The following is a 24,365-nucleotide window of genomic DNA, read 5'->3' as shown; positions in this document are numbered from 1 at the left end:
TTCGGGTGGGAGGGGGCGCATTCGTGCGTCCAGGGTCAGGCGTCAGGACGCTTGTTGTACGCCTCGAGCGTCGCCTTGTTCGTCGACCCGTCCTGAAAGACCAGCTCCCACGGACCGGTATTCACATCGAACTCCTTACCGAACCCCACCCACTTGCCCGTCATGCGGCGGCCGGTCGGCTCGACGAGCAGCTGAATCGCCCCGTGGTAGCGGGCGCCCCGGTAGTAGCCATCGGTCTCGGTCTGCTCGGTCCACGTGCCGGTGGCCACATGGCTGTCGAATTCCAGGTCCATGGTGAGCGGCGAGTCTGACGACCCGGGCAGGCTGCGCACCGTCAGCCGGTTGCCGTGCTGCAGCAGCACCACGTAGTGCAGCCCCGCGAAGGCCGCGTCACGGCCGCTCGAGAAGTACTCGTACCGGGACAGCCACACCCCCGAGTAGTTGCCTCGGGGCGCGCGTGGCTCGGACTGAGGGCGGGCGGCCGGCGGGGCGACACCAGAGGCGGACGGTTCCATGTCGTGCCCTCCCTGCCCGTCGTCGGTGACGCGCGCCACCGGCACGGTGATCGCGAACCCGAGCGACTCGATGGGCATGCCCGTGACGGACTCGAGGGCACGGGCGTAGACGGGGCGGGGGGCTGTGGTGGCGCCGGATTCCCACCGCTGCACGAGCCGCTTGTTGGCATCGTTGGGCTGGCCCACGCGGGCGCCGGCATCCCGGACGGCGCGGGCGAAATCGTCTTGAGACATCAGCATTCCCATGCGCACCGCTCTGAGCGCGGCGTTCGGTGTGGTCATGCGCTCACGGTAGACCTCGACCGCTCAGAGTGACACCGAAATGACGCCCCGTATGTCGCCGCTTTGACGCCTGCACCGACGCCGCGCAACTCTCCGTGGCCGCGCCATCTTGAATCCGTGACGACTACAGGCAACAGCAGTACGGGCAAGGGCCTGACCATCAGCGTCTACCGGGTAGACCGGGAGACGAACACCCGTACACCGGTCAAGGCGTGCACCCTCACCCCGGCCGATGGGCCGATGGCAACCGGCGCCTTCCCGCCCTGCCGCTGCCCCCGCTGCACAGGCCGGGCAAGCACCCGATGAGCCCCATGTGGGACGACGAGCCCGAACGAGGGCCCGGGACGTGCATCGCCTGCGGCCAGCACACGAGCAACGGGACAGTCCGCTGGATAACCCGCGCGTCCGGCGCGGATATCCGCATCGTCATGTGCGCCAACCCTGCCGACTGCACGTCGGCCAACCCAGTGACGCCCGCCCCGGCCGATGCATCCGGCCAGGAAACCCCAGCCGGGGCGGAGCGATCCCCAACCAGAGGAGATCACCGTGAGCGTACCTCCGTCCCCGTACCCGGACCCGCCCGGCAGTCCGATCCCTGCCTTAGCCCGGCAGCTGATCACGGACAAGCAGTTCACCAGCTGCCGTAAGACCGTGATGGACGCCAACCCGGACATGGCCGAGGAGATGGCCGGCCGCATTATCGAGGAGGCCCTCAAGTTCGTGGTCGCCTGCTCGCGGTACTCCGCGGTCGGGCTCGCCCCGTCCCGGATCGTCGACGAGGGATGGCATGCGCTGATCCTCCACACGGCGATGTACGCCGAGCTGTGCGACGAGCTCGGCAGCTTCGTCCACCACTACCCGGGCTACGACCCCACGCACTACGACCCGGCGATCCTCGACCGCACACGGGAGATGATCGCCAGCGTGGGGTACATGGCCGACCCGGAGCTGTGGAGCGCGCCGTCGGACGAGACGCTCGTGTCGGTGGCGGCGAAGTGCCAGCACGCACCGGAGTGCACGATCCGCCCCATGCCGACCCCTCAGCCGCCCGTAGTCTGAGCGCAGGAGGTGGCTCATGGCCGAGTGGATTGACCCGCGGTACGCGGAGCTCGTCGCAGCGTGGAAGCGCGCGCAGACGCCCAACTCACGCGATCCGCAACCCAGGCCCGTGAGGGGATTCGTCCTCCCGCCCAAGGCCTGACGCTCAATCGGCCCCGGTCTGCCCGCGCCCCCGTCGCGGACAGGCCGGGGCTCTTTCGTGCCTTGATCGTTTGCACTTCGGCCGAGCGACGGCCGAGCTATCGATCTTCAAGGCCCCCGAAACGCAGTCAGCCCCAGATCAGATGTGCTCTGACCTGGGGCTTAGCGGTAGGCCGTGTGGGACTCGAACCCACAACCAACGGATTAAAAGTCCTGGGCTGTGCGACTGAGTGACTCTGGCTCACTCCGGTAACCCTGAAAACGCCTGGATATGAAGTCTGTTCACTCCGGCTCACTCCGGCAATTCTGGGTCGCTCCGGGATCCCCGCTCACGCAGCGCTCACGCAATCCGTAGTTCCCGCACCTGGGCTGACCAGGTGTCTTAGCCATTGTCTCGCACCCAGCCCGGACATGAAAGAGCCCCGGCCTGTCCGCGACGGGGGACGCAGACAGACCGGGGCGGTCAGGGAACTAGGCGGTGGCCGGCTGCCTGAGACGGCCCTTGCGGGTGGCGCCTCCGCAGTTCTCGCAGGAGACGATGACCACGCCCTGATTGATCAGCGGGACAGTCTGCTGACTCTGGCATTCCCGGCACGGGGTGTGGCGGAACTGCTCGATGCTCGCGAACGCCTGTCCTACCTGCTGCGTGTCCATGGATCAGACGGCCGCGACGGCGGCGGCCTGCTCCATCTCCGCGTCGGTGGCCATGAGGTCGTCGAACTCGCCGTCCTTGATGCCCTCGGCGAATTTGGTGAGCTCGGCGCGGCTGAAGTACAGGACGGCGCTGGCCTCGTCCTTGTCGTCGGAGAGGGCGACCATGCGGGTGCCGTCCGGGATGCTGAAGTGCGGGTGGTCCTTGGCGTCCGGCGCCTCGGCGACGATGACGCAGTCCTTCAGGATCGGGTCAAGGTCCGTCCGGCTGCTCTTGCGCCAGTCCAGCCCGAGAGCGTTGAGGTTCTCGAATGCCTTCGTGGCGTGGCCATTGCTGATGCTGCCCACAGTGGTGTGTCCTTTCTCGTGGGATGTGTTCTGTCCTTGCAACCCGTCCCGGCCGGGTTTCCTGGCGAGGTGCTCCGGCCGGGACGGGGGCTCAGTGGCTGCTGCTCTGCTGCTCCTGGTGCAGCGGGTTACCAGGGGCGGGGACGACGCGGAGGAACGCGGTCACGACTTCGCGGAAACCGGTGTGGCCAGTGGCCCCGGCGTGGCCAATGGCCCACACGTCCGGGCCGAGCTGCCCGGTGTCGGCGTCGGAGCGCTCGCGGCAGCTGGTGCATTCGACTTCGCGGATCGGCGGCGAGGCGCCCGGAGTACGGTCCGCGCCGATCGTCCAGTCGGCCATCTTGATGACCGAGCGGACTGCCATCACACGAGCCCGGAGACGCGGGCCGAGCTGACCTGGGCCACCTTGTCCCGGCGCAGCAGGTACGACAGGTGCGCGTGCAGGTGCTCAGCCTCGACGCGCGACAGCACGAGGTCGGCGTTTCCCTGCGAGCGGTCCACGGACCAGAGCTCCAGGGGCACGCGGATCTCGCCGGTGGTCGTATCCCCGCTGGGTGAGGCGTTGGGGCGGGGTGAGGCATGCCAGGGCGTGGCGGCCATCTGATCTCCCGTGTGGTGAGCGGCCGTTGACGGACCGTCACCATAAGAGAGATACCGGCGGGTAACGGGGACAGAGTGTCCCCGGTACCCAAACTGTCCCCCTAGCCCACTTCGCGGAGACCGATCTTCTCGGCCAGGCGGGCAGCCTCCGGACGCAGCGCGCGCGGGGCGCCCTGCCACAGGTCCGTGACCGCAGTGAGCGCCGACGGGGTGAACTGGACAGTCTCCGCACCGATCTGATGGGCGAGCTGCATCACATGCAGTGCCGCCGTGTGGTCGCCGCGCTGCAGGTGTCCGCGGGCAACCTCGACCCACAGGCGGGCGCGCCGCTCGACCGAGGGCATGGCGTCCGGGTCGATGTCGTCGGCCAGGGTCAGTGCCTTGCGGGACGTGCGCAGATCGGTGGCCACGCTCACGGCGTGGAAGTCCACGTTGGCCCTGCCGAACACTGTCGACGGGTGTACGTAGCTGGCGGGTAGGGACTTGGCGACCTGGTCGCCGGCGCCCCAGTACCGCCACGCATCCCCGGACCGTCCGTCCCTCGCGGCCGTCACCGCGGCGTGCAGTTGCAGCGCGCCGTACACCCCGCGCCAGTCGTCGGGCGCCTCCTCCAGGTGCGGGCGGATCAGGTCGGCCGCCTCGGTCACGACCTGCAACGCCTCCTCGGGGTACGACGTCTCGCGGAGGATGTTGCCCATGTTCCAGGCCGCGGCAGCTATCGCGGCCGGCTGGTCAGCGTCCTGCGCGGCGGACAGCGCCCGGTCGGCGACCACCCACGCGAGCTCGGCAGGCGCGATGTAGGCGGTGGCCTGCCCGGTGAGGCGATAGATGTCGGAGGTGGCGACCAGCGCGGCACGTCGCTCGTCTCCCTCGAGGGAGCGCACGCCCGTCTCAGCGTCCCGGATGAGCGCCGGCAGGAGCCGCAGCACCTCCGTGCGGTTGTTGCCGGAGGAGTGCCACAGGATCCAGGTCTGATCCACGCGCCCCTGGAGTGCCGCGACGTCGACCGGCCGCGTCGGGCGGGCGATGGTGAGGCGCCGGTTCATCACGGCGTCCCAGATCGGGGGCATGCCGGGGTGGTGCAGGCGGCCGAGCTGTACGGGCTGGCTGACGCCTGAAGTCCCTGTGATGACCGATGCGTCCGACAGCTGGAGCGCGGCGGCGAGCCGGTGAACGAGGGCGTTCTGGCGGAGCTGCCGTTCCCCGTTCTCAATCTTCTTCAGCCAGTCCGTGCCGCGGCCGCACATGCCGGCGAGCATCTCGCGGGACATGCCTCGGGACTCGCGCAGGAGCCGGATTCGCTGGCCGGTAGTGAGGTCGTCGGGGATATCCACGGTGTGCCCCTTCTCTGTTGCCACAGCAGCACGGTCAGCGTAAGGCCGGTGCGGGCCCCGTGGGGAGACAGCGAAAGGCGCCCCTCCCACCCGAAGGTGAGAGGGGCGCATTGCGTTACGTATTGCGTTACGGGTACTGGCGGCGTTGCGGATTGAGGGCGCCGGAGGACAGCAGGCCTGGCTTCTCGCTGGGCGGCGGCGCGCTGTCCTTGCGGCAGACGAGCGCGTCGGGGTCATCCTTCGGCGCCTGCCAGCTGTAGCCGGCCGGGCACGCCTGTCCGTCGTGGCCATCCTTACCGTCGGCGCCAGGCGCCCCCTGCTCGCCCTGTGGACCAGGCGGGCCTGTGTCGCCGGCCGGACCCTGCGGACCGACAACCGACTGCCCGTCCGCGCCCGGGCTGCCGGCGGCTCCGGTCTGGCCGATGCCGTTCGTGCCGTCATCGCCTGGCTGGCCGGACGGACCGATGGGTCCGGTGGGTCCGATCGGGCCGGGCTCTCCCGGGTCGCCCTTCTCACCGGGCTGTCCGGTGAGACCAGGCTCACCGCGGCTGCCCGGCTCTCCGGCGACGGGCGTGCCGCCCAGCTGCTGCACCTGGGCTGCGAGCGCGTCGCGGGCGGCGTTCGCCTCGCGCAGGTCGCTGGCCAGGTTCTGCACCGTCAGCAGTGCAGCCCCGGCCAGCAGGGCGCCCAGCACTGCGACGATGTTGCCCGGCCAGGACCGCCTCGGTTCATCGGTTCGCCGCTTCAAGCCGCCGCCCCCCTCACGATCGTTGCCAGGTATGGCAGCACGGCCACGACCACGGTGATGACGACTCCGAGCATCCATCGGCGGGTCGCCACCAGGCGCTCGGCGTCCTTCTCTCGATGCGTCTCCAGCGCGACGACGCGGTCCATCAGCTGGTTCCGCTCGACCGTGTAGACGTTCATCGGGACGACCTTGTCGAGGCGCTGGTTGAGCTGCCCCATGTCCTCGCGCCAGTCGTCGCGCAGGGCTTGGATGAGCCGCCCGAGCTCCCCATTCGACGGCTCATCGGCCACGGCTTGCTCCGATCAGATCAGGCGTGGATGCGCGGGCTGTGCTTCGCCGCCCAGCCCGAGACGAAAGCGATCGCCGTGGGGATGACGGCGAGGATGAACGGGGCGACGGCGTCCGGGAGGAAGCCGACGAGCTCGGCGTTGCCCTGCGCCGCGGCGAGGCTCGCGAGGAGCCCGGTGGATCCCAGGTACGTCGCGGCGGATGCGGCGGTGACCTTCTTCTCAACAGGTGCAGCCATGACAGTTCCGTTCCTCTCGAGGGTTCAGACGGTCCAGTGCGGGCCGTTGACGGCGCGGTGGATGAGGGTGCACGGGGCGTCGGGCCGGACCTCGAAGCGCAGGTCGGTGGCCAGGCCGAGCGTGCCGGCGTCGGTGTACCGGAACTCGACAGTTCCGTCGGCCGCGGCGTAGGCGTACTGCGGGCGCCGGTCGGACCGGATCCGGTCGTGGCCGTTGTTCCAGTGGAAGCGGCCCTGTACGCGGGTGCCGGGCGGCAGGCCGGTGAGGGACAGGTGTACGCCGGCGTCGTAGCTGCCCGGCCCCATGAGGATCACGCCGCCCTCGGCCGGCAGCGCGAGGAGTGTCCACGCCACGGGCAGGTCCACGTCGTTGGCGTTGTTGGCGTCGAGCATGTCGGGAGCGTCGGGCACGCTGATCTCCTTGGACGGGGCGGGGGCGGTCGGCTTCGTCGTGATGCCGGTTGCGTGGGCCAGGACGCGGGCGAAGTCGAGGTTGCCCGGGTCGCCGTGGTCGTTCTCGGGAACGTGCTGGTGGCCGAGCCAGCCGTAGTAGGCGTTCCACTGGGAGCCGCTCAGGCGGACGCCGTTGGCGCCGTAGGAGCCGCCGGCCTGCCCCTTGTTGTAGGGCTTCCACGTGACGGTGGAGCGGAGCGGGATGCCGTGCTCGTCGTGCGCCCACTTGACGAACTTGCCGAGTTCGGCGAGTGCCCAGTCGGGGGCGTCGGGCCAGAAGATGTAGTCGACGCCGGCGCGCTTTCCGTCCCAGCTGGTGGCGTGCCGTTCGTCGCAGGTGCCGACGAGTTCGATCTGCACGGCGTTCGCGGTGTTGGTGTCCACGCCGCCCGCTTTGTTGACGAGGGCGCGGGACGACACATCGAAGTCAAAGTGCTGGAACCAGCGCAGCCGCTTGTTCGAAATGTCAGGCATGGCGGTGAAGTTGGGCGCAGATGCGCCGCCGCCGTAGTCGGGGACGGTCCGCCCCTCGGTGGTGTGCATGACGCCGACGTTCGACTCCATCGCGGAGCCTCCGAACTTCGACTGCCACCAGTACGCAGTCGAGGCGCCCGGGTACTTCTGCGGGCCTGTCTTGGCCACGGTCTCCCCCAATTCTGGGCATGAAGAAAGCCCCGGCCGATGGGCTCGGGGCTGCGGGGTAGAGCGGTCAGGCAATGCGGCGGGCCGTGATGTACGAGCCCTCTTCGACGGTGGTGGCAGTGGCGGAGCTGGCGTTCTGCGCCCACTGCAGCTGCGCGGTCCCGGCGGTCCCGGCCGTGATGACGTACAGCGTCTCTTCGATGTAGCTCTGCTGACCGGTGGAGAAGATGCCGTAGTTGATCTCGACGAGGTGCCCGTTCGTGATGGCACTCGCCCGGACCGTGGTGCCCGCCGTGCTCGTCGCCGAGGACACGTCCGGGCCGAAGCTGTACCGCTGCGAGGTGACGCCCGCGGGCATGGTCCACGCGGTCTTGACGTCGCCACCCGAGGCGCCGTTCACGGCCAGGCGCACGATGATCTCGTACCGCGCGTTCGCAACGAGGCTGACCAATAGGTGGTTGTCGTTCTGCAGGACGGTGCTGCTGGTGACCGACTCGTCGGCCGTCTTGTAGACCTGCTGAAAGTCGGCGATCAGGGAGTTGAACTGGTCGCGGATCTCGGCGTTGAGGATGGCCGCGGTCATGACCTCACCGACGACGTAGGTGCGAGGTGTGGCGAGAGGCACCGGTCACACCTTCCTCTCGACGGGCGCAGGTTCGTCGGCGGGAGGTTCATTGCCCGGCAGGTTGTCCACATCCCGCTGTGCGGCCGCCCTCTGCTGCTTCGGCGTGAGGGGCTCGGGCGGCGGCGGCCGACGGTTCCACGCGGTGTCGTCGTCCGCCCACCAGAACCGCTCTCGCGACGGGAGCAGTTCGACAGTGGCCTCGGTGGCGGCCGGGTCGGCGGGGAACCGGACACGGGACCAGCCGTCCGGCAGGCACTCGACGCACCACATGCGCGGATCGCCGGGCGAGACGACCTGCGCAGACGAGCAGTGCGGGCACTGCGCCACCCAACGGCCGGCGTCGATACGTGCGATGAGCACCTCGCCCGGCGTCACCTGCTTCGGGCAGGGCAGGCGCCGCTGCTGCACCCGCTCCATGTAGGCGACGACGCGTTCCGCCGGCGGCATGAGGTCCCACGCGTTCGCGGGCTCCTGCGGCGGTGGCGAGTAGAAGTCTTCCGCCCGGCGCACCGTGCGGCGCGGCCGCTGTTCAAGACGTGCCATCGTCCCCCCTGTCAATAGGCCAGGCGTGTCGAGGTGCCGAGCACCGAGTACGTGCTGTCGTTGAGGACCCACACCGTGGCCGTGTCGGTACGGCTGACGCGGAAGTTGATGAGGTGCTGCTTGTTCTTGATCGTCTCGGTGTAGCCCTCGACGGTCACGGTCGTGGTCGATGCCGGGGCTTGGGCCGGCAGGCCTGTCACGCCGAAGACGGTGGATACGTCCGCGTCCAGGAGTGCCCGGTACGTGGCGAGCGGCAGGGTGTACGCCTCGAGCGGCAGCTGCCTCATCTCCGGCGGCGGGTCGGCGAACCGGTTCACTGTCCACTGCGCTGCGTCGACCAGCTCGGCGTCCGTCGTCTTGAGGAGCGTCAGCTGTTTCTCATAGGGGCCGTAGGTGTCGCGGCTGGCCTGGTTGATGACCCGCTGTGTGGCGCCACCCGGCCGGCTGCCGATGACGATGTTGCACAGCTTCTGGTCGTCGTCGTCGAACGCGACGCTGTCGGTTTCGGTGTCCGGGTGGGCGATCGAGATGGCGGCGGTCGGGTTGTACCGGAGGTCGCGGCTCTGCAGGATCAGGCCGGCGCTGTCCCGCGCTGCGATCAGTACGCCGCCCTCGGTCTGCGCCACTTCCTGCAGGTGCTGCAGTGGCGAGGATCCGAGCGCGGCCTGCGAGGCGATGCCCGAGAACGTCGACCCCACCGCGGTGACGGTGGCGCCCACATAGGAGGCGATACGGGATGCACGCGTGGCGGCGGTCTCGCCCACATGTCCGGTGGTGCCGGTCGTGTAGTGGCCGACGTACTGGGTGATGTCGCCGCTCGGGCCAGGTGCGTACAGGGCGAGGTGCGAGATGCTGCCGGACCATAGGCGGGAGTTCGTGAACGCGCCGACGGTCAGCAGCCGAAGGTGGGACATGATGTCCACGCCGACCGCGTAGTCGACGCCGTCGACCCACACGGTCGCCGCCTCTTCGTCGTACACCATGTGGTGCTGTGCGCCGTCGGCGAGGTTGCCCGTGACAGGCGATGAGGAGGTCAGGGCGGCGCCGGTATTGGTGGACTCGATCGTGAGCAGCCCGCCGGCGCTAAGGCTGAACACGAGCTGATAGCGGTTGTCGGCGGAGGTCAGGCCGAAGATGACGCGGCTGACGGTGGCGGTGGAGAACCAGCACTCGGCGAAGACGAACGCGAGCGTGGACGAGTTCTCGAAGTCGCCGCCCAGGTCGCCGGTCAGGAACTTGCCGTTGCTGATCGTGGCCGGGGTGAGGGTGAGCGCACCCTGTTCGTCCGGTCCGGCATCACTGGCGGCGAACGCGAGCTCTCCGCCCGAGCCGACCGCCACAGTGCTCAGCGGGCCGGCCGTCGTCCCGGACAGGTCACCGGCGCTGGTCGAGTCCGAGGGCTCGGTCAGCGGGTAGTAGCCCAGCGGGTCATCGAGCAGCACCTCTTCGGTGAGCATCGTCTGCAGGCTCGGCTTCGCCAGCGGCTTGAACGTATCCGAGATCGTGATGCTGGCGGTGGAGTACAGGCCTTTCCACGTCGTCGGCCAGGCGTTCACCCCGCCATAGATCCGCTCGTGATCCTGCGGGCCGTCCGAGTCGAACGTGGTCGCCGAGCTGGCCTCTTCGATCTGACCCGCGTCGACCCACACCACGTCCCCGGCGACCGGTGTACCGATCGCCCCGACCCGCACCTGATGCGTCGTCGACGTCGCCGTCCACGAAACGGTCAGCCGCTGGAAGGCGTCGAAGACGGTGTTCTGCGCACCGGTCGTCACGTCCGCCACGGTCAGCCGCACCGGAGCATCACCCGTCGGGACCCACACGTAGGCGGAGAACGTGTAGCGGGTGCCGATGTTCAGACCCTGGATCAGCGGAGACGTCATCGTCTGGGATGCGACAGCGCCCCAGGTGATGAGCATGGCCTGCGCGCCGTGCTGCACATGCGTCGTCGAGGTGGCCCGGGTCGGGGTGCCAGAGCTGATCCACGCCGTGACCCCACTCTCGAAGCTGGGGTTCGGCAGCAGGTTCTTCGCGGTGCTGATGACCCTGATGCGGCACGGCACGTTCTTCAGGACGTTCGGGGAGTACGCGCCCGACGCGAGGCCGGCGGTGAACCGGCCGTCGGAGTTGTCCAGGGTCAGCGACGCGCTGCCCATCTGGGTTTCGGACTGCTCGTCCTGCGCGCCCCGGTTGATGGTGACCGCGGCGCTGTCGATGTCGACGTACTGCGTGATGTCCGTCCACGTGATCGACGCGGGCGGGGTGGACAGCGTCGACCCGAACCCCACTTCCACCACCAGCCGCGTCATCCCGTCACCCCTTGGTCTTGAAGTTGAGGGGCGACCCGCCCTTGTCCCGCTGGTACTTCGCCAGAATCGTTTCGAGCTTCTGGCCGACCGCCGTGGTGTCGATGGCGTCGTGGATGTGGATCTCGTTATGGATCACAGTGGTGGTCCCACCCCTGCCTGCAGCCCGGCCAGGGTCAGCCGGCCGGGTCGGAGCCATCGGCCGGGGTGCGGGCTTGGACATGCCGAGCCGACCGGACCGGATCGCGTCGAACAGGCCGAGTCCGTACTGATCGACCCGCTCGGCCGGGATGACGTACTCGCCGTTGGACAGCCGGGCGAGGATGCTGTCCGACGTGCCGGTCCCCGGACCACGGACGGGGCCGCCGCTGGGGAAGCCGACGAGGCCGCCCGTGGCGTACTCCCTGCCGCCCGAAGGCCGGTAAGGCGAACCGGTGGTCTTGTAGTGGACCCAGACCGTGTAGTCCTTGTCCATGTTGCTGAGGGCGTACTTGGCCTGCGCGATCGCCAACTGAAGGTCGGAGATCTCGCCGCGGATCGCTGCCTTGCGCGAGTCCGGAACTTTCTTCAGCTGGGCTTTGGCGCTGTTCAGCTTCGCCTGCAGGTCCTCCATGTTGCCCTTGAGGCGAGCCGTTTTGTTGGGTGTCTTGAGGATCTGGTCGGCAAGCTTCCGGGCCGCGGTCTCGTCCAGGCCCATTGCCCGAGCGGCCTTGACCATCGCGTCGTAGCCGCGGTCATAGATGCCGTTCACGGTCGACCAGGCGGCACCGTTCGCCCTGGCGGATTCGGCCCCCTTTATCGTCGACGCGGCGATCGCATCAAGGGCGGCGCTGTTGCCGCGGCCCTTCTCCGTGTTGATGTCGAGGGTCTTGCCGTTCTTCTTCGCTGCCGCGTCGGCGGCGTCGATGGCTTCCTCAAGGCCGCGCATGTCGCCGCGAGCGGTGAGCGTGGCGGTGGTCAGGGCGTTGATGGACTGCGTGAGCCCGTCCGCGCTCTGCTTCTGCGCATTGAGCTTCGTCTGCACCGACTGGGCCTGCGCACCGAACAGGCCCATCGCCTGTGCGGCGAGATCCTGCTCGAACGCCGCATCAGCGAGCGCATCCTTGTACTTGTCGATGCTGCCCTTCAGCTTCTCAGCCTGTTCCGGCTTCATGCGGCTGAGCATGTTCTCGAGCGCGGCCGCGGCCAGGTCGGCCTTGCCGCTGCGGACCAGGTTGGAGAGAGACTCGTCGATCGAGTCGAAAGACTCGGTGACTTCCTCGGTGGCCTCGCCAGCGTCCAGCAGACCGCCCGTGACCTTGGCTCCCCAGTTGTTGATGCTCTCCGCCACGCTGGGGTTGGTCACCTCGTCGATCCGCGACTTCAGCTTTTCGAAGTGCGTACCGAACTGCTCCGCCGCTTCGCCGGTGACCTTGCCGGTCTGGCCGAGCTTGCCCAGCGCCGTAGTGAGCCGGTCGACGTCGGGCGGCGCCTTCTTACCGATCTGCGACAACGCGGAGATGGCGATGACGAGCAGGCCAATCGCTGTGCCGGCCATGGCAATCTTCGCGCCCCGCGACATGGCACCGATCGCCGCGGTGAAGGAGGCCAGCCCGCCGGACGCGCCGCCGGCTGCGGTACGCATCGCCAGCAGCTGCGCGCCGAATGCCGCCACCGCGGCGCGGCTCGCGGCCAGTCCGATCGCCGCCAGCTTCGCGACACGCATGGCAACAGCCAGCTGCAGCAGAACGGTGATGACACCCGGCGGTACAGCCGCGACCAGCTTGGCCAGTGCGTTGACCGCCTGCAGCATCCCGACGCCGACGTCGGCGCTCGCCCGCATGACGTTCATCAGCGCCGTACCGATGTTCTTCAGGACGCTGCCCAGCAGCGGGCCCTGCGCGCGGGCGTAGTCCATGAACTCGGACAGGCCGCCGCCGACCTTGCCGGTGTCCAGCGTGCGGAGCAGGTGCACGATGCTGTCGTTCGCCCGCTGCAGTACACCGGTGGAGAACGCGCTGAACTTCCCCATCAGCTTGTCGAATCCGGGCGACGCCACCCCGCCGGCAACCAGGGTCATCATGCGGTTCAGCTCGACCGATGTGCCCTTCACCAGCGGTGTCAGCTTGGGCAGCAGCCCGCCGAAGATGGCCATGCCCTTGACGACCGGGCCCATGGTGTCCTGGGCCAGGGAATCCGACCAGCTCTTGTACTGGTCTTTCAGGACCGACAGGGCGGCCGCCGCGGTACGCGTGGCCGGCGGCAACTTCGCCATCGCCTGCCGGTACGCCTCATGCGCCGCAACGGCTTCCTTGGAACCTGCTCCCGACTTCTCGACCGCGTCGGTGTACTTCTTCTCCGCCTGCGACGCTTCGGCCATGGCGGCGATCTGCGGGCCCAGTGCCGCACCGTAGGCGGCGACAGCCACACCCGCCGCCGCAGTCGACGCGACCAGCGGAGCCATGGCCGCAGCGGCCGGGATGATGGCCGGGGCAAGCGACAGCGCCGTCTTCTTCAGGCCCTCGATGGCCTTGGCGCCGTGGTCCTCGGTGTCCTTGAGCCGACTGTGCAGCATGATCGCCGAGTCGCCCGCACGGTTCAGCGCATCCGACAGGCTGTCCCGGCCCTGCAGGATGAAGTTCATCGTCGTCGAGCTCATGACTGCTCACCTCCGGACTGCTGGGCCAGGTGGGCATCCATCCAGGCGATGAGTACGTCGAAGTCCCCGACGGTCAGGGCGTCGACGGCGCGGGGGCCAAGGTGCTGGAGGTGCCCGAAGAGTCCGAGGTAGTGGTGTCGCCGCTCTGCAATGCCGGGCTCGGGCTGGTCGCCGCGTCGGCCGGCTCCGTCGCCTCGGGGGCGGCCTCGTCTTTTGGGTCCTCCGTCATTTCCTTGATGACGGCCTCGGCATGTGCCGGGTCCATGGACACGCCAGGCAGGTGCTGCAGTGCGCCGGCGATCTGCTCGCCGGTCACGTCCGGGTTCATCCTGGCGATGGCGACAGCCTCGGCCACGTAGTTCTCGATCTCGTCCTTGTCGAGACGCGTGGCGAGCTCCTCGATGCCGGGGTCGAACTCCCCGAACCTGAGGGTGGGATTGCTCCGCTTCTTGAGGATCCACGCCACCCCGCGCATGGCGTCGAGGTCGTCCTCGGACAGGCCCTCCTTGATGGCGGGCCACTTCCGGTCGATGGTCCGCTCCACGATCGACGCCTCGGACACCAGCAGCGACCGGGCGTTGTAGTGCTCGGGCTCACCGCCCGCGGGCGTGTAGACGATGTACAAGGGGTTCTCCTAGCTGAGGTCGTTCTTGACGTCGTCGACGACGCGGGCGACTTCGCGTTCCATGCGCGGCCTGTGGGCGCGGACCGTCTTCTCCCACCACAGCGGTGTCGTCCACTGGTTGGCCCACCGCTTCTTGTTGCCGAACACGGGGTGCCTGATCCGGCCGTCGGGCCGGTTCATGGCCGACGCCATGTTCCGCAGGTCGGCCGGCAGGCGACCCTTGTCGACCCAGATACGGGCGCCGGGATTCCCCCCGGTACGGACGCTGATACGGACAGCGCCGGCGACCGTCGCCCGCAGCGGCCGCGTCGTCGGGGACGGGCCGCCGCGCTTGCCGGCCTTGCGAGGGTCGGCCTTGATGGGCAGGCTGCGGATGGTCTGCTGCATGCCCGTCGCGAGGGGCTCGGCAGCGTGCCGGATCCTCCGGGCAAAGTTGGCCTTGAGCCGCGGCCCGCCCGCCGCCTTGAGCCGTCGGCTCAGCTCGAGCAGCTGGCCCGTGCCGATGATCTGTACGGACTGCGCCACGGCGCCACCTCCGTCAGAGCGTGACGTCCGTCGACATGTACTCGATGGCGGTCAGGTTGGTCCCGTCGTACAGGGCGGTGAACGAGAACTTCGGGCGCACGACGTCGAAGCCTTCGACGGTCGGCGGCGCATCGTCGACCTTGATCGCGGGGAGCTTGATCCGGAACGTCTCCGCATAGGTGGTTGCGATGATCGGTCCGACGAACTCCCACACGAGGCTGGTCGCCCCGTCGGTGGTGTGCAGGTCGTCGATGGTGGTGGCGACGTAGTCCATCTCCAGCGACCCGGTGATCTTCGTCAGGTCGTTGAGGATGGGCTCCTTCTTCAGGGCGCTCTGGTTCGCGTAGAACCGGTCGGTGGCCGACGGGCGCTCGATCTTGACGCTGACCTTGCGGACACCGTCCAGCGCCGTCTCCGACGCGTAGGTCCCCGTCTTGAGCGCCATCTGCCCGAAGTGGAACGGGCTCATGGTCGGGTACGACGCGGTCGCCAGGACCGAGGTTTCCTCGCAGTCCTTGCCGTCGATCTCCAGCGAGCAGGTCAGCATCCCGCCGACCTCGCACGAGAACTCCGCGCTGATGACCTTGCAGCCGAGGAAGTTCTTGCGGGTCACCGTGCCGCTGGTCAGCGGCACACCCTTCTGGATCGTGAGGCTCTTGCCGAAGTTGTCCGCGAGCGTGTGCGTCTGCAGGTAGGCCGTGGTCGCTGCCTGCTGTACCGGCGTGACGGAGGTGCCCATGAGCGCCTGCAGGATCAGCCCGAACGACTTGTTGGGCACCTCGAGGTCGATGCCGCCCGACACCTCCTTCTGCGTCAGCACGCGCCGCGTCGACAGCGGCATCAGCCGCCCCGCCGCGATGCCCGCAGACTGCGCCGTCGTCTTCTTCAAGACGAGGCTTTCCTTCGAGAACTCGGGGAACTTCGTCGGCGCGACGTAGGTGCCATACGTCGACTCGGCCGCGATGCCGAGCTGTGCGCCGAGCCCGGATCCGATCGCCATGGGTCAGCCCTCCTTCTGCGACGCGCTCTTGGCCGCGGTCTTCTTCGCCGTGACGCTGCCGCCCGGCTCCTCTACCGACTCCCACGTCTGCGGCTGGCAGACGTAGCCCTCGAACCGCTCGTCCGGGACCTGTACGACCTCGTCCGGCTGGACCTCTCGTGACCCGAGCTCCGGCACGGTGACCGGCTCCGGGCCGAGAAAGCGCACACGCGCCATGGCTACTCCTTGACTGGGGTGGGGTGTTCGTCAGATTCGGGCGCGGCAGGTGATGGTGAAGTCCAGCCCGGTAAGGGCGCCCTGGTCCTGCTGCTGCGTGAGGTTGCCTGCGGTGATGTGCGACCACAGCACGGTGCCGTTCAGGGTCGGAGCCTCGGGCGCCAGGTCCGTCGCACGGAGCGCCGTCTCGACCGCGGCGACCAGCTCGAAGACGCGGGTCCGCTGCAGCGCCATGTCCTTGTCGCCGCCGCGGCTTTCGGCGTAGCAGAAGATCTCGAAAGCTTCGTCCCGAGTCCGGGCGCCCGCCGCGGCGAAGTCCTGTGTCAGCGCGACCGAGGCCTCACCCGACGGCTGCCACCCGACATAGATCCGCTGCCGCTCGGTGAGGTTCACGGACGGCGGCCCGTCCACGATGTGCACGGCCTCGAGTGCCGGCGCTGCCCGCAGGATCGCGAGCAGCGCATCGACCGCAGCGGGCACGCGCGAGGTGGTCGCCATCTACGCCACCCCCGGCGGAACCTTGTACGGCTCGAGCAGCTGCAGCACCCGGTTGGGCACCGCGTAGCCCCAGCCCGCCACAGGCTCGCTCACGCTGTAGTCGCTGACCCCGCCGACGTTGCCGCGGGCTGCCCCGTACTGAGTGCTCCACAGATGCTGCAGCAGGATCCGCGCGGCGAGGTTGATGGTCGGCGGGACGCTGCCCCGCCCGGCCGTGTACGAGACGGTCCACAGCCCGCCGAGGAACGAGCCACCATTCCGGCGCCGGACCACCCCGAGGGGCAGGTCCGTCACCAGGTCGGCGACGTCGATGGACTGCCCGCCGGTCAGCACAGGCAGCACCGACGTCAGCGACACGACAGGTACGTGGGCCAGGCACAGGGTGGGGCCGCGGCCCTCGATGACCTCCGACACCGCGCGGCTCTCAACCGGGCCGACGAACCGCTCGATGACCGCCGTCAACGAGTCGATGTACGCCTGCAGCTCGGTGTCGTTCGTGGTCGTATCGATGTCGAGCTGAGCCTTGGCCTCGGCCAGGGTGAGCAGCGCCACGGCGGCCTCCCTACTTCTTGGCCGTCGCCTTGCGGGGCGCTGTGGTCTTGCGGGCGGGTACGGCCTTCTCCTCGTCGGCCGGTGCCGCGGCGTTCTCCTCCGCGGGCAGTACTTCCTCGGCCACGTCGGTGACCGCCAGGCCGGCCGCCACCAGGTGCTCGGCCTCGTCGTCGGGCAGCTCGATGGATCCGCCCGCCTTCGGCCAGTCGACGCCGTCGCGGGTGCCGGACAGCGAGGCCTTCATGCGCACGCGCATGGGTGTCTCTCCCTTCGGGGCTGGGGAGGGGGCAGCGCGGCACGCTGCCCCCTGCCAGAGGTGGTCAGCTCGCGCCGCCGGCGAACACCTTGATGGCGCCGGTCTGGTCGACGGTCAGGCCGTCCGCGCGGAGGATCGCGCGGAAGGTCGTCAGGTCGGAGTTGAACGCGAACTCGTCCGACCGCTCGAAGCGGATGCCGCCCGCCAGGCGCACGAAGTACGAGGAGAAGTCGCCGAAGACGACGGACTTCGCCGACAGCGCCACGGCCGCCACGGTCGGGTCGGTGTAGACGGGCTTGGACAGCAGCAGGTCCGGGACACCGAGCTGCACCGACGGCTGCCACAGGTACTGGCCCTGGCTGTCCTTGAGCTTGCGGACAGCGGCCATGGTCGCGTCGCGCATCAGCCAGCCGCAGGACGGGCTGTTGCGATACGGGCCGATGACCGAGAAGTACAGGTCGATCAGGTTGTCCGCGGTGAACGCGCCCACTACGGCGGTGCCGCCGGTCACGCCGGTGCTGGCCGAGGTGACCACGCCGGTCGGCTGCGAGGAGCCGGTGCCGGTGATGGCGTGCGCACCGAACGCGTTGCCCAGTGCCCGGCCGGCCTGCATGGACAGGTAGCCCTCGAGGTCCACGCCGGTGTCGGTGAGCAGCTCGGTGGAGATCTGCACGAGGACGCCGTACTTGTAGGCGCCCAGGGTCCGCTTGGCGAACGCCGGGTCCGACTCGGAGATGGTCGCGCCCTCGGCCGTGATCGCCGCCGAGGAGTGGGCGGTGGTGACCGGCACCTCGATGCTCTCGCCGGTCGCGGTGTTGAGGACCGTCGGGCCGGCCATCATGATGCCGGACACCTCGATGAGGTGGGCGAGCAGCTGGTTGTAGAACGTGGTCGGGACGGTGTTGCCGCCCGCGGTCGCCGTCCCCTTGACGAGGTCACGGTAGTTGACCTTGCCTTCGGGGCGGATGTCGTAGTTGCGGCGCTCGCCGCGCAGGAACTGCCGGAGCTCCGAGTTCCCGTCATCGCCCTTGCGGACGTCCGTCTGCGGCTTGGCCAGCAGGCTGGCGAACGAAGCCTCGGCGTCCTTGGCCCGCTGCTCCGAGTCGGCCATGTCCTTGACCCGGGCATCGATCTTGTCGAGGTCCGCGTTCAGGGCCTGGTAGGTCTGCTCTTCCTCCGCGGACAGGTCCCGCTTCTCGCCCTCGGCCGCATCGAGCAGCGCCTTGGCCTGCTCCCACACGTTGGCACGGCGCTCCTGCAGCCGCTTGATGAACTCGCTCACGTCGCCCTCCTGGGCATGACGAAGACACCCGCAGCCGGCGGCCGGGGTGTCAGGTGAATGGATGTCGAGGTGGGTGTCGCCCTGCCTCAGAAGGTGCGGCGCCGGTACAGCTCGGCGCGCCGCTGCCGCAGTGCCAGCGGCGGGTGGGTGTCGCCCTGCCCGCCCTCCGGCGCTGATGTCTTGGTGGTGTCGCGGGACGCGGCCAGGTCGATGACGGCCGGCGCCGCGGGCGCGTCCAGGAACTGCTTGAGGTCGCCGGCCGCAGACGCAGCCCGCACCTCCTCCAGCGCCGCGCCTGCCCGCTCAGCGAGCGACCGCAGCCCCGTGGAGGTGTCGAGGTACGCCGGAGTGTTCACCGGCGCCACATCGACCAGCGAGCCCGACAGCAGCGTCCTCACGGGGAAGCCCTGGTCGGTCATGCTCCAGTCGTCCTCGAACGTGTAGAACGCGAACGAGGAGCGCCGCACGTCACCGCGCTGCACCAGCTCGTACACGTCCTCGCGGGAGTGCGGCACATCCACGCTGTAGTCGAGGCCCGTGCCGTCCGTCTGCAGCCGCAGCGTGCCCGCGTCCGAAGTGCCGAGCAGGCGACTGTCGTCGTGGTTGTAGCGGGCCATCGCCTCGGGCCAGCCGTCGCCCTCGCTCTTCGAGAAGAACCCAGGGTCGATCCGCTCGACGAACCCGCCGAGGTTGCGGGACAAGGTGTTGAACTTGGCGGCGTACCCGCCAATCGTCCTGGTGTCGCCGGCGGCCCGGACCTCAACGAGGCCGCGGGTGAACCGGCGCTCAGTGTCGCCGTTCACGGATTCTCGCTTTCGTCGGGGGCCACCGTGCCCAGTGGCATCCAGTCCTGCCCCTGGCCGTTCGGCAGGGGAGTCATGTCCTCGAGGGCCCGCAGCTCGTCGACGCTCTTCAGGCCGATGGCTCGGGCGATGCGGTACGTCTGGTAGCGGGTCAGGGTGTCGGTCCGCAGCATGGCGTCCGCGTCGAACGCGACCTCTTCCGCCTCCGGCCGCAGGAGCGAGAACGCCTCCTCCAGGCGGGTCAGCCACGGGCGGAGCGTCCACGTCAGCAGGTCGATGCTGTTCTGCTCGACCGTGGTGTACGTGAGCGGGTTGCCGGTCGTGCCGCCGATCTTCTCTGCGGGCACCCCGTAGAACGCGGCGATCTGATTCGCCGACGCCTTGATGGTCTCCAGGAACTGCGACTCGTTCGCGGGCACGGAGATGGGCCGGTACTTCGCGCCCATGCCCACGACCGCCACGTCCCGACCCGCGGCAGCTTCCTTGAACCGCTCCTTCAGGAGGAGAGCGGTAGGCCTGTCGACCTCCCTCTCCGTCTCCAGGACGGCCGCCGGCGTCGACCCGTTGGCGAACCAGTCCCGCCCGAACTGCTGAGCCAGCAGGCCCGTGTCCGTCGTCGCCGCGTAGTAGGCGATCGGGGACAGTCCCAGGATCTGGCCGGGCAGCGTGTAGGCCGGGATGTGAAACAGCTGCCCGTCCTCGAGGCGCCGGCCCTTGTAGTACCAGACCGGCCGCGGTGCGAAGTTGTCCTCGACGTGCACGTCGTCCGGATGCAGCCACTCAATCTGTGAAGGCCACCCGTTCTGATCGCTCCCGACGACCAGGCCGTAGGCGTTGCCGCGCAGGGTCAGCGACGTCATGCACCGGTACATCCAGTCGTAGCGGGTGCCGACCACCGAGGGACGGCGGAACACCTGCGGCGACAGGATCGGCCTGCGCCCCGCTCCCGCCTCCTGATAGCTGCGCAGCGGCAGGGACGCCACCGAGTCGGCCAGCAGCCGTGTGGCGGCGTACACGGGCGCCAGACGCAGCGCCCGCTCCTGCCCGCCACCGCCGAGCAGAGAAGGGTCGGAGCCCGAACCCCACACGTCCTGGTACGAGATGGATCGCTTCTCCTTGCGACGGAAGGGCCACCACCAGCTCATCGGTCCACCCTTCTCACCACACCATGTTGTTGGTATCGACGGGCTCTTCGACCTCTGCGCCCAGTCCCCACTTGGCGAGCGTCGCGGCCACCAGCGGGCTGATATCCACGCCAGGGCTGCGGCGGGCCCACGCCCATGCCTCGCCCAGGGAGCGCTTCTGTGCGCCCGCCAGGGCCGTAGCCAGGGGCGCCTGGTCGATGTGCGACAGCGACTGCTCGATGACCGCGTCGTAGAACTGGCCCGTTGCCTGCGCGACTTCGCGTGTCTTCGGGCTGACGATCTCCACCCCCAGCGCCTCGGCCAGGTCCACGATCAGCGAGCCGGCCGGGCCGCCCGCGTCCACGACCCACACGCGCGGCTTGTGCTTCGCGTGCAGATCCTTCGCCCGCTCGATCAGCCAGCCCGTACCGGGCCGGTGGTCTACCACCTCGACATGCGTGCCGCCCCGCCACGCCCCCGCCACAGCGATGGCCGCATGCGACCGCTCGGGCGTCATGTCGATCGCGAACGCGACCGCACCCTCCGGGCAGGACTTGGCGTCGGCCAGCGCCCGCCACGCGTCCTCGCCGATGACCTGCCACGTCTCGGCCGCATCCGCCGGATAAGTGCCGACACCGAGCCGCTCACGGGAGTACAGGGCATTGCCCAGCGTCAGGCGCCGGTTCATCGTCTTCTCGACCTGCAGCCGGTAGCCGACCGCGGGGTTCGACTTCAGCAGCGAGGCGACCGAGTCGACGTCGTCATGCTCCGTGCACCCGGGCTGGCACTCGTCCATGTGCGGGTCGATCGACCACTCCATGTACGCCAGCGACGGATCCGGCACGCCAGTCTCCAGCGCGGACAGCGCCCGCTGCCTCAGCCTGCCCATCTGCACCGAGGGATGGCCGATACCGGCGCTGCCCAGGTACCAGAGCTGGGAGTTGTCGACAGCGTCAGACGTCGGGGCGAGCGCCGCCATGGCGTCGTCACCGAGGACCATGCACTCATCCATGATCACGCAGTCGGCGGTGAAGCCCCGGCCCGAGCCGCTGGAGCGCGCGATGTACCGCAGCTCGCGGCCGTCGTGCAGCTCGACGCCCTCGCGGCCGACCGTCTTGTGGTAGTGCTTGACGCGTTTGTGCAGGTCAGGGCACCCGCGGATCAGTCGCTCGATCCGCTTCATCGCGCTCATGGCCGTCTTGAACTCGTGCGCGCTCAGCAGGATCTGCTTCTCGCCGCCGATGAACAGGCCCCACAGGACGCGCGCTTCGATGATCGCGCCCTTGCCGTTCTGGCGCGGAAGGTTGATCGCGACCTCTTCGGCCGCCCACCCGCCCTCCGCGTTCTCCGCCATGGCCAGGTCGAGGACGAACTGCTGCCACGGATCCAGCTTCAGCCCGGCTCGGGCAGCCAGGTCGACCGCTTCCTGCCCGGCGCTGGAGACCTGGGTGGGAGGGGCGGTGAGGATCCGCGGGCGCTGGGCGCCGTAGAGCGGGCCGTCAGACGGACCGGCCGACGGCTTGGGCGGCAGCTTCCCGGCGCTTCTCTCGCTGACGAGCGATGTCATGGACCGCGTCCCCCTCCTCCTTCACCGGCGCCAGGGCGCGGAGCTTGGTCATCGCGGCCGTGAGCTTGTCGGCCACGACGGCCTGAGAGGTGGGGGCTTCGTCTATGGGGATGGCATCGAGTGCTTGGGCGAGCCGGATTGCGACGGCGGCCAGGCCGGGGGTGGACTTCGCCGCCCCGAGTTGATCAATCTCGTCGCGGATCTCGTCGGCGATTGACATGATCACCTCTCCGCCCGTCGCGTCCCGCAATGTGACTTAGCGTCAGATCTGACTGGTGACAGTGCGTTACGTCCCGGTTCGACATTGGATCATGGAATCGGTGTAAACGATCTTCAAATCGGCCGCGCAAAAAAGTGGGAGCGACAAGGGCTTTTGGGTCGCCCGTGCTCCTGACCAAAGAATGGCCGGGCTCAGTCAGCCGATCATGATCCGAGGGCTCGGATGTGCCTCTCGATCACCCACGGACGTTGATAGCTCTGCGTGACATGCCGCCGTCGGCAGCCTGATGCAGTGGTCACCACGTCCGTGATGCCTGAGGCATCGCTGAGGGTGACCGGCGCTTGTGCCGCTTGTACCAGCGCTCGGCTACCGCTTCCATGCCGGGCCGGCGCATGTCCTTGATGCGCTGCATCACGATGTCGCGGCCGGGGTCGACGGTGATGAGCTTGGCCCCGAGCCGCTGATAGTTGGCACGGTCACGGGGGCTGGGGCTGGTGTTGATCAGGTAGACGTCGACCTTGTCGAGGTGCTGCTCCGCCTCCCGGATGACGGCCCACCGGGCCTTGTGCACCACCTTCTCCAGGGTGCGGCTGTAGTTCCGGTTGGCTGCGCCGGGGCCGGCGAGGGCGAGGGCGAGCAGGTCGAAGTCGATGACGATGTCTGTGGGCTTGGCGTGCGCCCGGATCCAGCTGGACTTGCCGGCGCCTGGCGGGCCGCTGATGACGTACAGCACCGGGTCACCACCTCCGCGACGTGTTGAGCGGCTGCGGGCCCGTCCGGTTGCCCTTGGCGCTGTTGCAGCGGCGGTGCATGCTGCGGGCGTTGGCCGGGTCGAGGAGGCTGCCGCCTTTGGATAGCGGGACGATGTGGTCGAGCGTGAACGACATCGGGTGCCGCGGGTCGAGGTTGGGGTCGATGTTGTGGCCGCAGCGGGCGCACGGCATCCCGAGGGCCTTCACCTCGGCGCAGAGACGGCGGTAGGGGCGCCCGTTGCGCGGGTTGCCGGCCACGGGCGCTCACCTCCGTCTACAGGTCGTCGAGGACGTCCTTGCGGGCAGCGGCAGCCTTGCGGTTGAGCCGGTTCGTCATGGTCACCGCGGCGACGGTGGACAGGATGCCGAGGACGACCAGCAGGGTCTGAGTGATGACGCTGACGATGTGGACGTCCTTGGTCGCGTCTTCGATCAACAGCATGATGATCCAGCCGCACAGCCAGGCGAACCAGATCTGGAACTTCTCTCGGCTCACGGCCCGCTGAATGTCGCTGTAGGTGCTGGGCATGGCTTCCCCCAAGGACGTTGCGTGATGAGGGGGACATCATCGGGCACGTCGGGTGATCGGGGCAGGGGAACGGCGAAGACCCCGACCGCCCGTCTGGTCGGGGTCTTCATGAGCTGGTGGTCAGCCGGTTTTAGGCACAGCTGTACACCGAGATCGTTACACCCCGCTGACCTGCGCGTCAAGCGGCAGCCCGCATGCGGCGCTTGGTGTCAAGGGCGGTGACGTCGTGGACGGCAAACAGGGGCTGTCGTGGGCTGCCGCCGGCGCGGGTGAGCTGGCCGCGGTGTACGAGCTGCCGGACGCCGCCGAGGGCGATGCCGAGCAGCTTGGCTACCTGGTGGGCGGTGAGGTAGCCGGGCGGGGCGTACAGGGGCTCCATGGGTTCAGTGTGACCTATGGGCGCGTACCTCGATGGGGCCGCTCACGGGCTCCTCGAGGGTCGGCCATCGCCCCCTCTAGCCCCACTACTTGGCTGGTCACGGGCCACTACAGGGGGCTCTACGGCGGTAGAGACCCCCCTCTAGATCCACTCGCCGGGTAGCGAGGGTCCAGAGGGGGGTCTCGTAGTGGGGGTTGTAGTGCCCTCCCCCTCTACCGGGCGGTGAGGAGCTCGGCCGGTACGGCGTTCTCGAGGTCTTCGCGGCGGTATCCGGCGAGGTTCTTGCCGCCGATGTTGACCTGCTTGGTGGTGCGCTTCACGCCCGCGTCCTCGAGCTCCTTGGCGAGGCGTTCGGCATCCCAGTCGCCGTAATCCTCGTCCATGTTCTCGAGGCGGGCGAGGATGTCGGCGGTGTGCATCTTGGGGCTGTGGCGCATGACGGTGAGGCAGTCGGACAGCACGGGGGCGATGGTGACGCCGTTGGCTTCGGCGGCCGCGGTCATGTCGCCGGTGGCGTCGCCGGTGAGCTGGCCTGCGTCCTCGCGGAGCTTGCGGCCCTTCATGCACATGGAGTTGAAGGCGGCCGTGGTGAGCAGGTCGTTCTTCACGGTGGTGTACGAGGCGGG

31 protein-coding genes and 1 pseudogene are annotated in these 24,365 nt (G+C 68.8%); 1 reads left to right on the top strand and 31 read right to left on the bottom strand.

All coding sequences use genetic code 11. From position 1 onward, the window contains the following. Window positions 1-35: 35 nt before the first annotated feature. Entirely contained in the window at window positions 36-797 is a 762-nt protein-coding gene (locus tag ACFWDI_RS36410; RefSeq protein ID WP_385310817.1) for an XRE family transcriptional regulator, read from the bottom strand. Window positions 798-1,343: 546 nt separating this feature from the next. On the opposite strand from ACFWDI_RS36410, the gene ACFWDI_RS36405 reads away from it, so the two are divergent. After that, entirely contained in the window at window positions 1,344-1,856 is a 513-nt protein-coding gene (locus tag ACFWDI_RS36405) for a glycine-rich domain-containing protein (protein ID WP_385310815.1), read from the top strand. A gap of 612 nt (window positions 1,857-2,468) precedes the next feature. On the opposite strand, the gene ACFWDI_RS36400 is transcribed toward ACFWDI_RS36405, so the two are convergent. The 30 genes and pseudogenes from ACFWDI_RS36400 to ACFWDI_RS36255 form a co-directional block, all read right to left on the bottom strand. Continuing rightward, window positions 2,469-2,651 (bottom strand): hypothetical protein, encoded by a 183-nt coding sequence (locus ACFWDI_RS36400; protein WP_385310813.1) that lies wholly within the window; start codon window positions 2,649-2,651, stop codon window positions 2,469-2,471. Between the two features lie 3 nt (window positions 2,652-2,654). Next, window positions 2,655-2,996, bottom strand: a complete 342-nt coding sequence (locus ACFWDI_RS36395) for a DUF397 domain-containing protein (protein ID WP_385310811.1) — start codon at window positions 2,994-2,996, stop codon at window positions 2,655-2,657. A 91-nt stretch (window positions 2,997-3,087) separates the two neighbouring features. Then, entirely contained in the window at window positions 3,088-3,360 is a 273-nt protein-coding gene (locus ACFWDI_RS36390; protein ID WP_385310809.1) for a hypothetical protein, read from the bottom strand. Continuing rightward, window positions 3,360-3,596, bottom strand: a complete 237-nt coding sequence (locus ACFWDI_RS36385) for a hypothetical protein (RefSeq protein WP_385310806.1) — start codon at window positions 3,594-3,596, stop codon at window positions 3,360-3,362. The genes ACFWDI_RS36390 and ACFWDI_RS36385 overlap by 1 nt, the downstream gene beginning before the upstream one ends. 101 nt (window positions 3,597-3,697) lie before the next feature. Continuing rightward, a complete protein-coding gene (locus ACFWDI_RS36380) occupies window positions 3,698-4,954 on the bottom strand; it encodes a helix-turn-helix domain-containing protein (RefSeq protein WP_385310804.1) in 1,257 nt (418 codons plus the stop codon). Window positions 4,955-5,057: 103 nt separating this feature from the next. Then, window positions 5,058-5,678 (bottom strand): collagen-like protein, encoded by a 621-nt coding sequence (locus tag ACFWDI_RS36375; RefSeq protein WP_385310802.1) that lies wholly within the window; start codon window positions 5,676-5,678, stop codon window positions 5,058-5,060. Continuing rightward, window positions 5,675-5,968, bottom strand: coding sequence for a hypothetical protein (locus ACFWDI_RS36370; RefSeq protein ID WP_385310800.1), 294 nt, complete (start codon window positions 5,966-5,968; stop codon window positions 5,675-5,677). Before ACFWDI_RS36370 ends, ACFWDI_RS36375 begins: the two co-directional genes overlap by 4 nt. Window positions 5,969-5,985: 17 nt before the next feature. Continuing rightward, on the bottom strand, window positions 5,986-6,204 hold the full coding sequence (locus ACFWDI_RS36365) for a holin (RefSeq protein WP_385310798.1): 219 nt from the start codon (window positions 6,202-6,204) through the stop codon (window positions 5,986-5,988). A 24-nt stretch (window positions 6,205-6,228) separates the two neighbouring features. Further along, on the bottom strand, window positions 6,229-7,299 hold the full coding sequence (locus ACFWDI_RS36360) for a hypothetical protein (protein ID WP_385310796.1): 1,071 nt from the start codon (window positions 7,297-7,299) through the stop codon (window positions 6,229-6,231). 67 nt (window positions 7,300-7,366) lie between these two features. Then, window positions 7,367-7,924 (bottom strand): hypothetical protein, encoded by a 558-nt coding sequence (locus ACFWDI_RS36355; protein ID WP_385310794.1) that lies wholly within the window; start codon window positions 7,922-7,924, stop codon window positions 7,367-7,369. 3 nt (window positions 7,925-7,927) lie between these two features. Beyond that, entirely contained in the window at window positions 7,928-8,467 is a 540-nt protein-coding gene (locus ACFWDI_RS36350; RefSeq protein ID WP_385310792.1) for a hypothetical protein, read from the bottom strand. An 11-nt stretch (window positions 8,468-8,478) separates the two neighbouring features. Continuing rightward, complete coding sequence (locus ACFWDI_RS36345) at window positions 8,479-10,776, bottom strand: carbohydrate binding domain-containing protein (protein ID WP_385310790.1); 2,298 nt, start codon at window positions 10,774-10,776, stop codon at window positions 8,479-8,481. Between the two features lie 4 nt (window positions 10,777-10,780). Next, window positions 10,781-13,411 carry a hypothetical protein gene (locus ACFWDI_RS36340; protein ID WP_385310788.1) on the bottom strand — a complete coding sequence of 877 codons (2,631 nt, stop codon included), beginning with the start codon at window positions 13,409-13,411 and terminating at the stop codon, window positions 10,781-10,783. 73 nt (window positions 13,412-13,484) lie between these two features. Further along, on the bottom strand, window positions 13,485-14,036 hold the full coding sequence (locus ACFWDI_RS36335; protein ID WP_385310786.1) for a hypothetical protein: 552 nt from the start codon (window positions 14,034-14,036) through the stop codon (window positions 13,485-13,487). A 9-nt stretch (window positions 14,037-14,045) separates the two neighbouring features. Next, the gene (locus ACFWDI_RS36330; protein ID WP_385310784.1) at window positions 14,046-14,561 is read right to left on the bottom strand and encodes a hypothetical protein; all 516 of its coding nucleotides are present in this window, start codon (window positions 14,559-14,561) and stop codon (window positions 14,046-14,048) included. A gap of 13 nt (window positions 14,562-14,574) precedes the next feature. Next, the gene (locus ACFWDI_RS36325; protein ID WP_385310783.1) at window positions 14,575-15,561 is read right to left on the bottom strand and encodes a phage tail tube protein; all 987 of its coding nucleotides are present in this window, start codon (window positions 15,559-15,561) and stop codon (window positions 14,575-14,577) included. A gap of 3 nt (window positions 15,562-15,564) precedes the next feature. Further along, window positions 15,565-15,777, bottom strand: coding sequence for a hypothetical protein (locus ACFWDI_RS36320; protein WP_385310781.1), 213 nt, complete (start codon window positions 15,775-15,777; stop codon window positions 15,565-15,567). A 30-nt stretch (window positions 15,778-15,807) separates the two neighbouring features. Next, the gene (locus tag ACFWDI_RS36315; protein WP_385310779.1) at window positions 15,808-16,275 is read right to left on the bottom strand and encodes a hypothetical protein; all 468 of its coding nucleotides are present in this window, start codon (window positions 16,273-16,275) and stop codon (window positions 15,808-15,810) included. After that, entirely contained in the window at window positions 16,276-16,827 is a 552-nt protein-coding gene (locus ACFWDI_RS36310; protein WP_385310778.1) for a head-tail connector protein, read from the bottom strand. A gap of 10 nt (window positions 16,828-16,837) precedes the next feature. Continuing rightward, window positions 16,838-17,083, bottom strand: a complete 246-nt coding sequence (locus tag ACFWDI_RS36305) for a hypothetical protein (RefSeq protein ID WP_385310775.1) — start codon at window positions 17,081-17,083, stop codon at window positions 16,838-16,840. Window positions 17,084-17,147: 64 nt separating this feature from the next. Continuing rightward, complete coding sequence (locus ACFWDI_RS36300; protein WP_385310772.1) at window positions 17,148-18,365, bottom strand: phage major capsid protein; 1,218 nt, start codon at window positions 18,363-18,365, stop codon at window positions 17,148-17,150. A gap of 86 nt (window positions 18,366-18,451) precedes the next feature. Further along, a complete protein-coding gene (locus tag ACFWDI_RS36295; RefSeq protein ID WP_385310771.1) occupies window positions 18,452-19,168 on the bottom strand; it encodes an HK97 family phage prohead protease in 717 nt (238 codons plus the stop codon). Next, the gene (locus ACFWDI_RS36290; RefSeq protein ID WP_385310769.1) at window positions 19,165-20,313 is read right to left on the bottom strand and encodes a phage portal protein; all 1,149 of its coding nucleotides are present in this window, start codon (window positions 20,311-20,313) and stop codon (window positions 19,165-19,167) included. Before ACFWDI_RS36290 ends, ACFWDI_RS36295 begins: the two co-directional genes overlap by 4 nt. A 13-nt stretch (window positions 20,314-20,326) precedes the next feature. Next, a complete protein-coding gene (locus ACFWDI_RS36285; protein ID WP_385310768.1) occupies window positions 20,327-21,859 on the bottom strand; it encodes a terminase in 1,533 nt (510 codons plus the stop codon). Next, window positions 21,792-22,079 (bottom strand): hypothetical protein, encoded by a 288-nt coding sequence (locus tag ACFWDI_RS36280; protein ID WP_385310766.1) that lies wholly within the window; start codon window positions 22,077-22,079, stop codon window positions 21,792-21,794. The genes ACFWDI_RS36285 and ACFWDI_RS36280 overlap by 68 nt, the downstream gene beginning before the upstream one ends. Window positions 22,080-22,374: 295 nt before the next feature. Next, a complete protein-coding gene (locus tag ACFWDI_RS36275; protein ID WP_385310764.1) occupies window positions 22,375-22,812 on the bottom strand; it encodes a hypothetical protein in 438 nt (145 codons plus the stop codon). 4 nt (window positions 22,813-22,816) lie between these two features. After that, a complete protein-coding gene (locus ACFWDI_RS36270; protein ID WP_385310761.1) occupies window positions 22,817-23,089 on the bottom strand; it encodes an HNH endonuclease signature motif containing protein in 273 nt (90 codons plus the stop codon). Window positions 23,090-23,105: 16 nt separating this feature from the next. Further along, the gene (locus tag ACFWDI_RS36265; protein ID WP_385310759.1) at window positions 23,106-23,360 is read right to left on the bottom strand and encodes a hypothetical protein; all 255 of its coding nucleotides are present in this window, start codon (window positions 23,358-23,360) and stop codon (window positions 23,106-23,108) included. A 178-nt stretch (window positions 23,361-23,538) separates the two neighbouring features. Next, a complete protein-coding gene (locus ACFWDI_RS36260) occupies window positions 23,539-23,739 on the bottom strand; it encodes a hypothetical protein (protein WP_385310757.1) in 201 nt (66 codons plus the stop codon). A gap of 212 nt (window positions 23,740-23,951) precedes the next feature. After that, window positions 23,952-24,365 (bottom strand): annotated as a pseudogene (locus tag ACFWDI_RS36255) (cell division protein FtsK); the annotation flags it as partial.

Source organism: Streptomyces sp. NPDC060064 (assembly GCF_042736455.1).
Classification (GTDB): domain Bacteria; phylum Actinomycetota; class Actinomycetes; order Streptomycetales; family Streptomycetaceae; genus Streptomyces.
The sequence above is the reverse complement of the archived record's forward strand: the minus strand, read 5'-3'. Positions and strand labels throughout refer to the sequence as shown.

What these genes read in the sequence shown, in the direction of transcription:
- ACFWDI_RS36315 (WP_385310779.1), bottom strand. Translation starts at nt 16,275, where the DNA reads ATGGCGACCACCTCGCGCGTGCCCGCTGCGGTCGATGCGCTGCTCGCG.
- ACFWDI_RS36365 (WP_385310798.1), bottom strand. Translation starts at nt 6,204, where the DNA reads ATGGCTGCACCTGTTGAGAAGAAGGTCACCGCCGCATCCGCCGCGACG.
- ACFWDI_RS36265 (WP_385310759.1), bottom strand. Translation starts at nt 23,360, where the DNA reads ATGCCCAGCACCTACAGCGACATTCAGCGGGCCGTGAGCCGAGAGAAG.
- ACFWDI_RS36390 (WP_385310809.1), bottom strand. Translation starts at nt 3,360, where the DNA reads ATGGCAGTCCGCTCGGTCATCAAGATGGCCGACTGGACGATCGGCGCG.
- ACFWDI_RS36350 (WP_385310792.1), bottom strand. Translation starts at nt 8,467, where the DNA reads ATGGCACGTCTTGAACAGCGGCCGCGCCGCACGGTGCGCCGGGCGGAA.
- ACFWDI_RS36340 (WP_385310788.1), bottom strand. Translation starts at nt 13,411, where the DNA reads ATGAGCTCGACGACGATGAACTTCATCCTGCAGGGCCGGGACAGCCTG.
- ACFWDI_RS36345 (WP_385310790.1), bottom strand. Translation starts at nt 10,776, where the DNA reads ATGACGCGGCTGGTGGTGGAAGTGGGGTTCGGGTCGACGCTGTCCACC.
- ACFWDI_RS36320 (WP_385310781.1), bottom strand. Translation starts at nt 15,777, where the DNA reads ATGGCGCGTGTGCGCTTTCTCGGCCCGGAGCCGGTCACCGTGCCGGAG.
- ACFWDI_RS36260 (WP_385310757.1), bottom strand. Translation starts at nt 23,739, where the DNA reads ATGGAGCCCCTGTACGCCCCGCCCGGCTACCTCACCGCCCACCAGGTA.
- ACFWDI_RS36385 (WP_385310806.1), bottom strand. Translation starts at nt 3,596, where the DNA reads ATGGCCGCCACGCCCTGGCATGCCTCACCCCGCCCCAACGCCTCACCC.
- ACFWDI_RS36305 (WP_385310775.1), bottom strand. Translation starts at nt 17,083, where the DNA reads ATGCGCGTGCGCATGAAGGCCTCGCTGTCCGGCACCCGCGACGGCGTC.
- ACFWDI_RS36280 (WP_385310766.1), bottom strand. Translation starts at nt 22,079, where the DNA reads ATGTCAATCGCCGACGAGATCCGCGACGAGATTGATCAACTCGGGGCG.
- ACFWDI_RS36410 (WP_385310817.1), bottom strand. Translation starts at nt 797, where the DNA reads ATGACCACACCGAACGCCGCGCTCAGAGCGGTGCGCATGGGAATGCTG.
- ACFWDI_RS36400 (WP_385310813.1), bottom strand. Translation starts at nt 2,651, where the DNA reads ATGGACACGCAGCAGGTAGGACAGGCGTTCGCGAGCATCGAGCAGTTC.
- ACFWDI_RS36325 (WP_385310783.1), bottom strand. Translation starts at nt 15,561, where the DNA reads ATGGCGATCGGATCCGGGCTCGGCGCACAGCTCGGCATCGCGGCCGAG.
- ACFWDI_RS36290 (WP_385310769.1), bottom strand. Translation starts at nt 20,313, where the DNA reads ATGAGCTGGTGGTGGCCCTTCCGTCGCAAGGAGAAGCGATCCATCTCG.
- ACFWDI_RS36285 (WP_385310768.1), bottom strand. Translation starts at nt 21,859, where the DNA reads ATGACATCGCTCGTCAGCGAGAGAAGCGCCGGGAAGCTGCCGCCCAAG.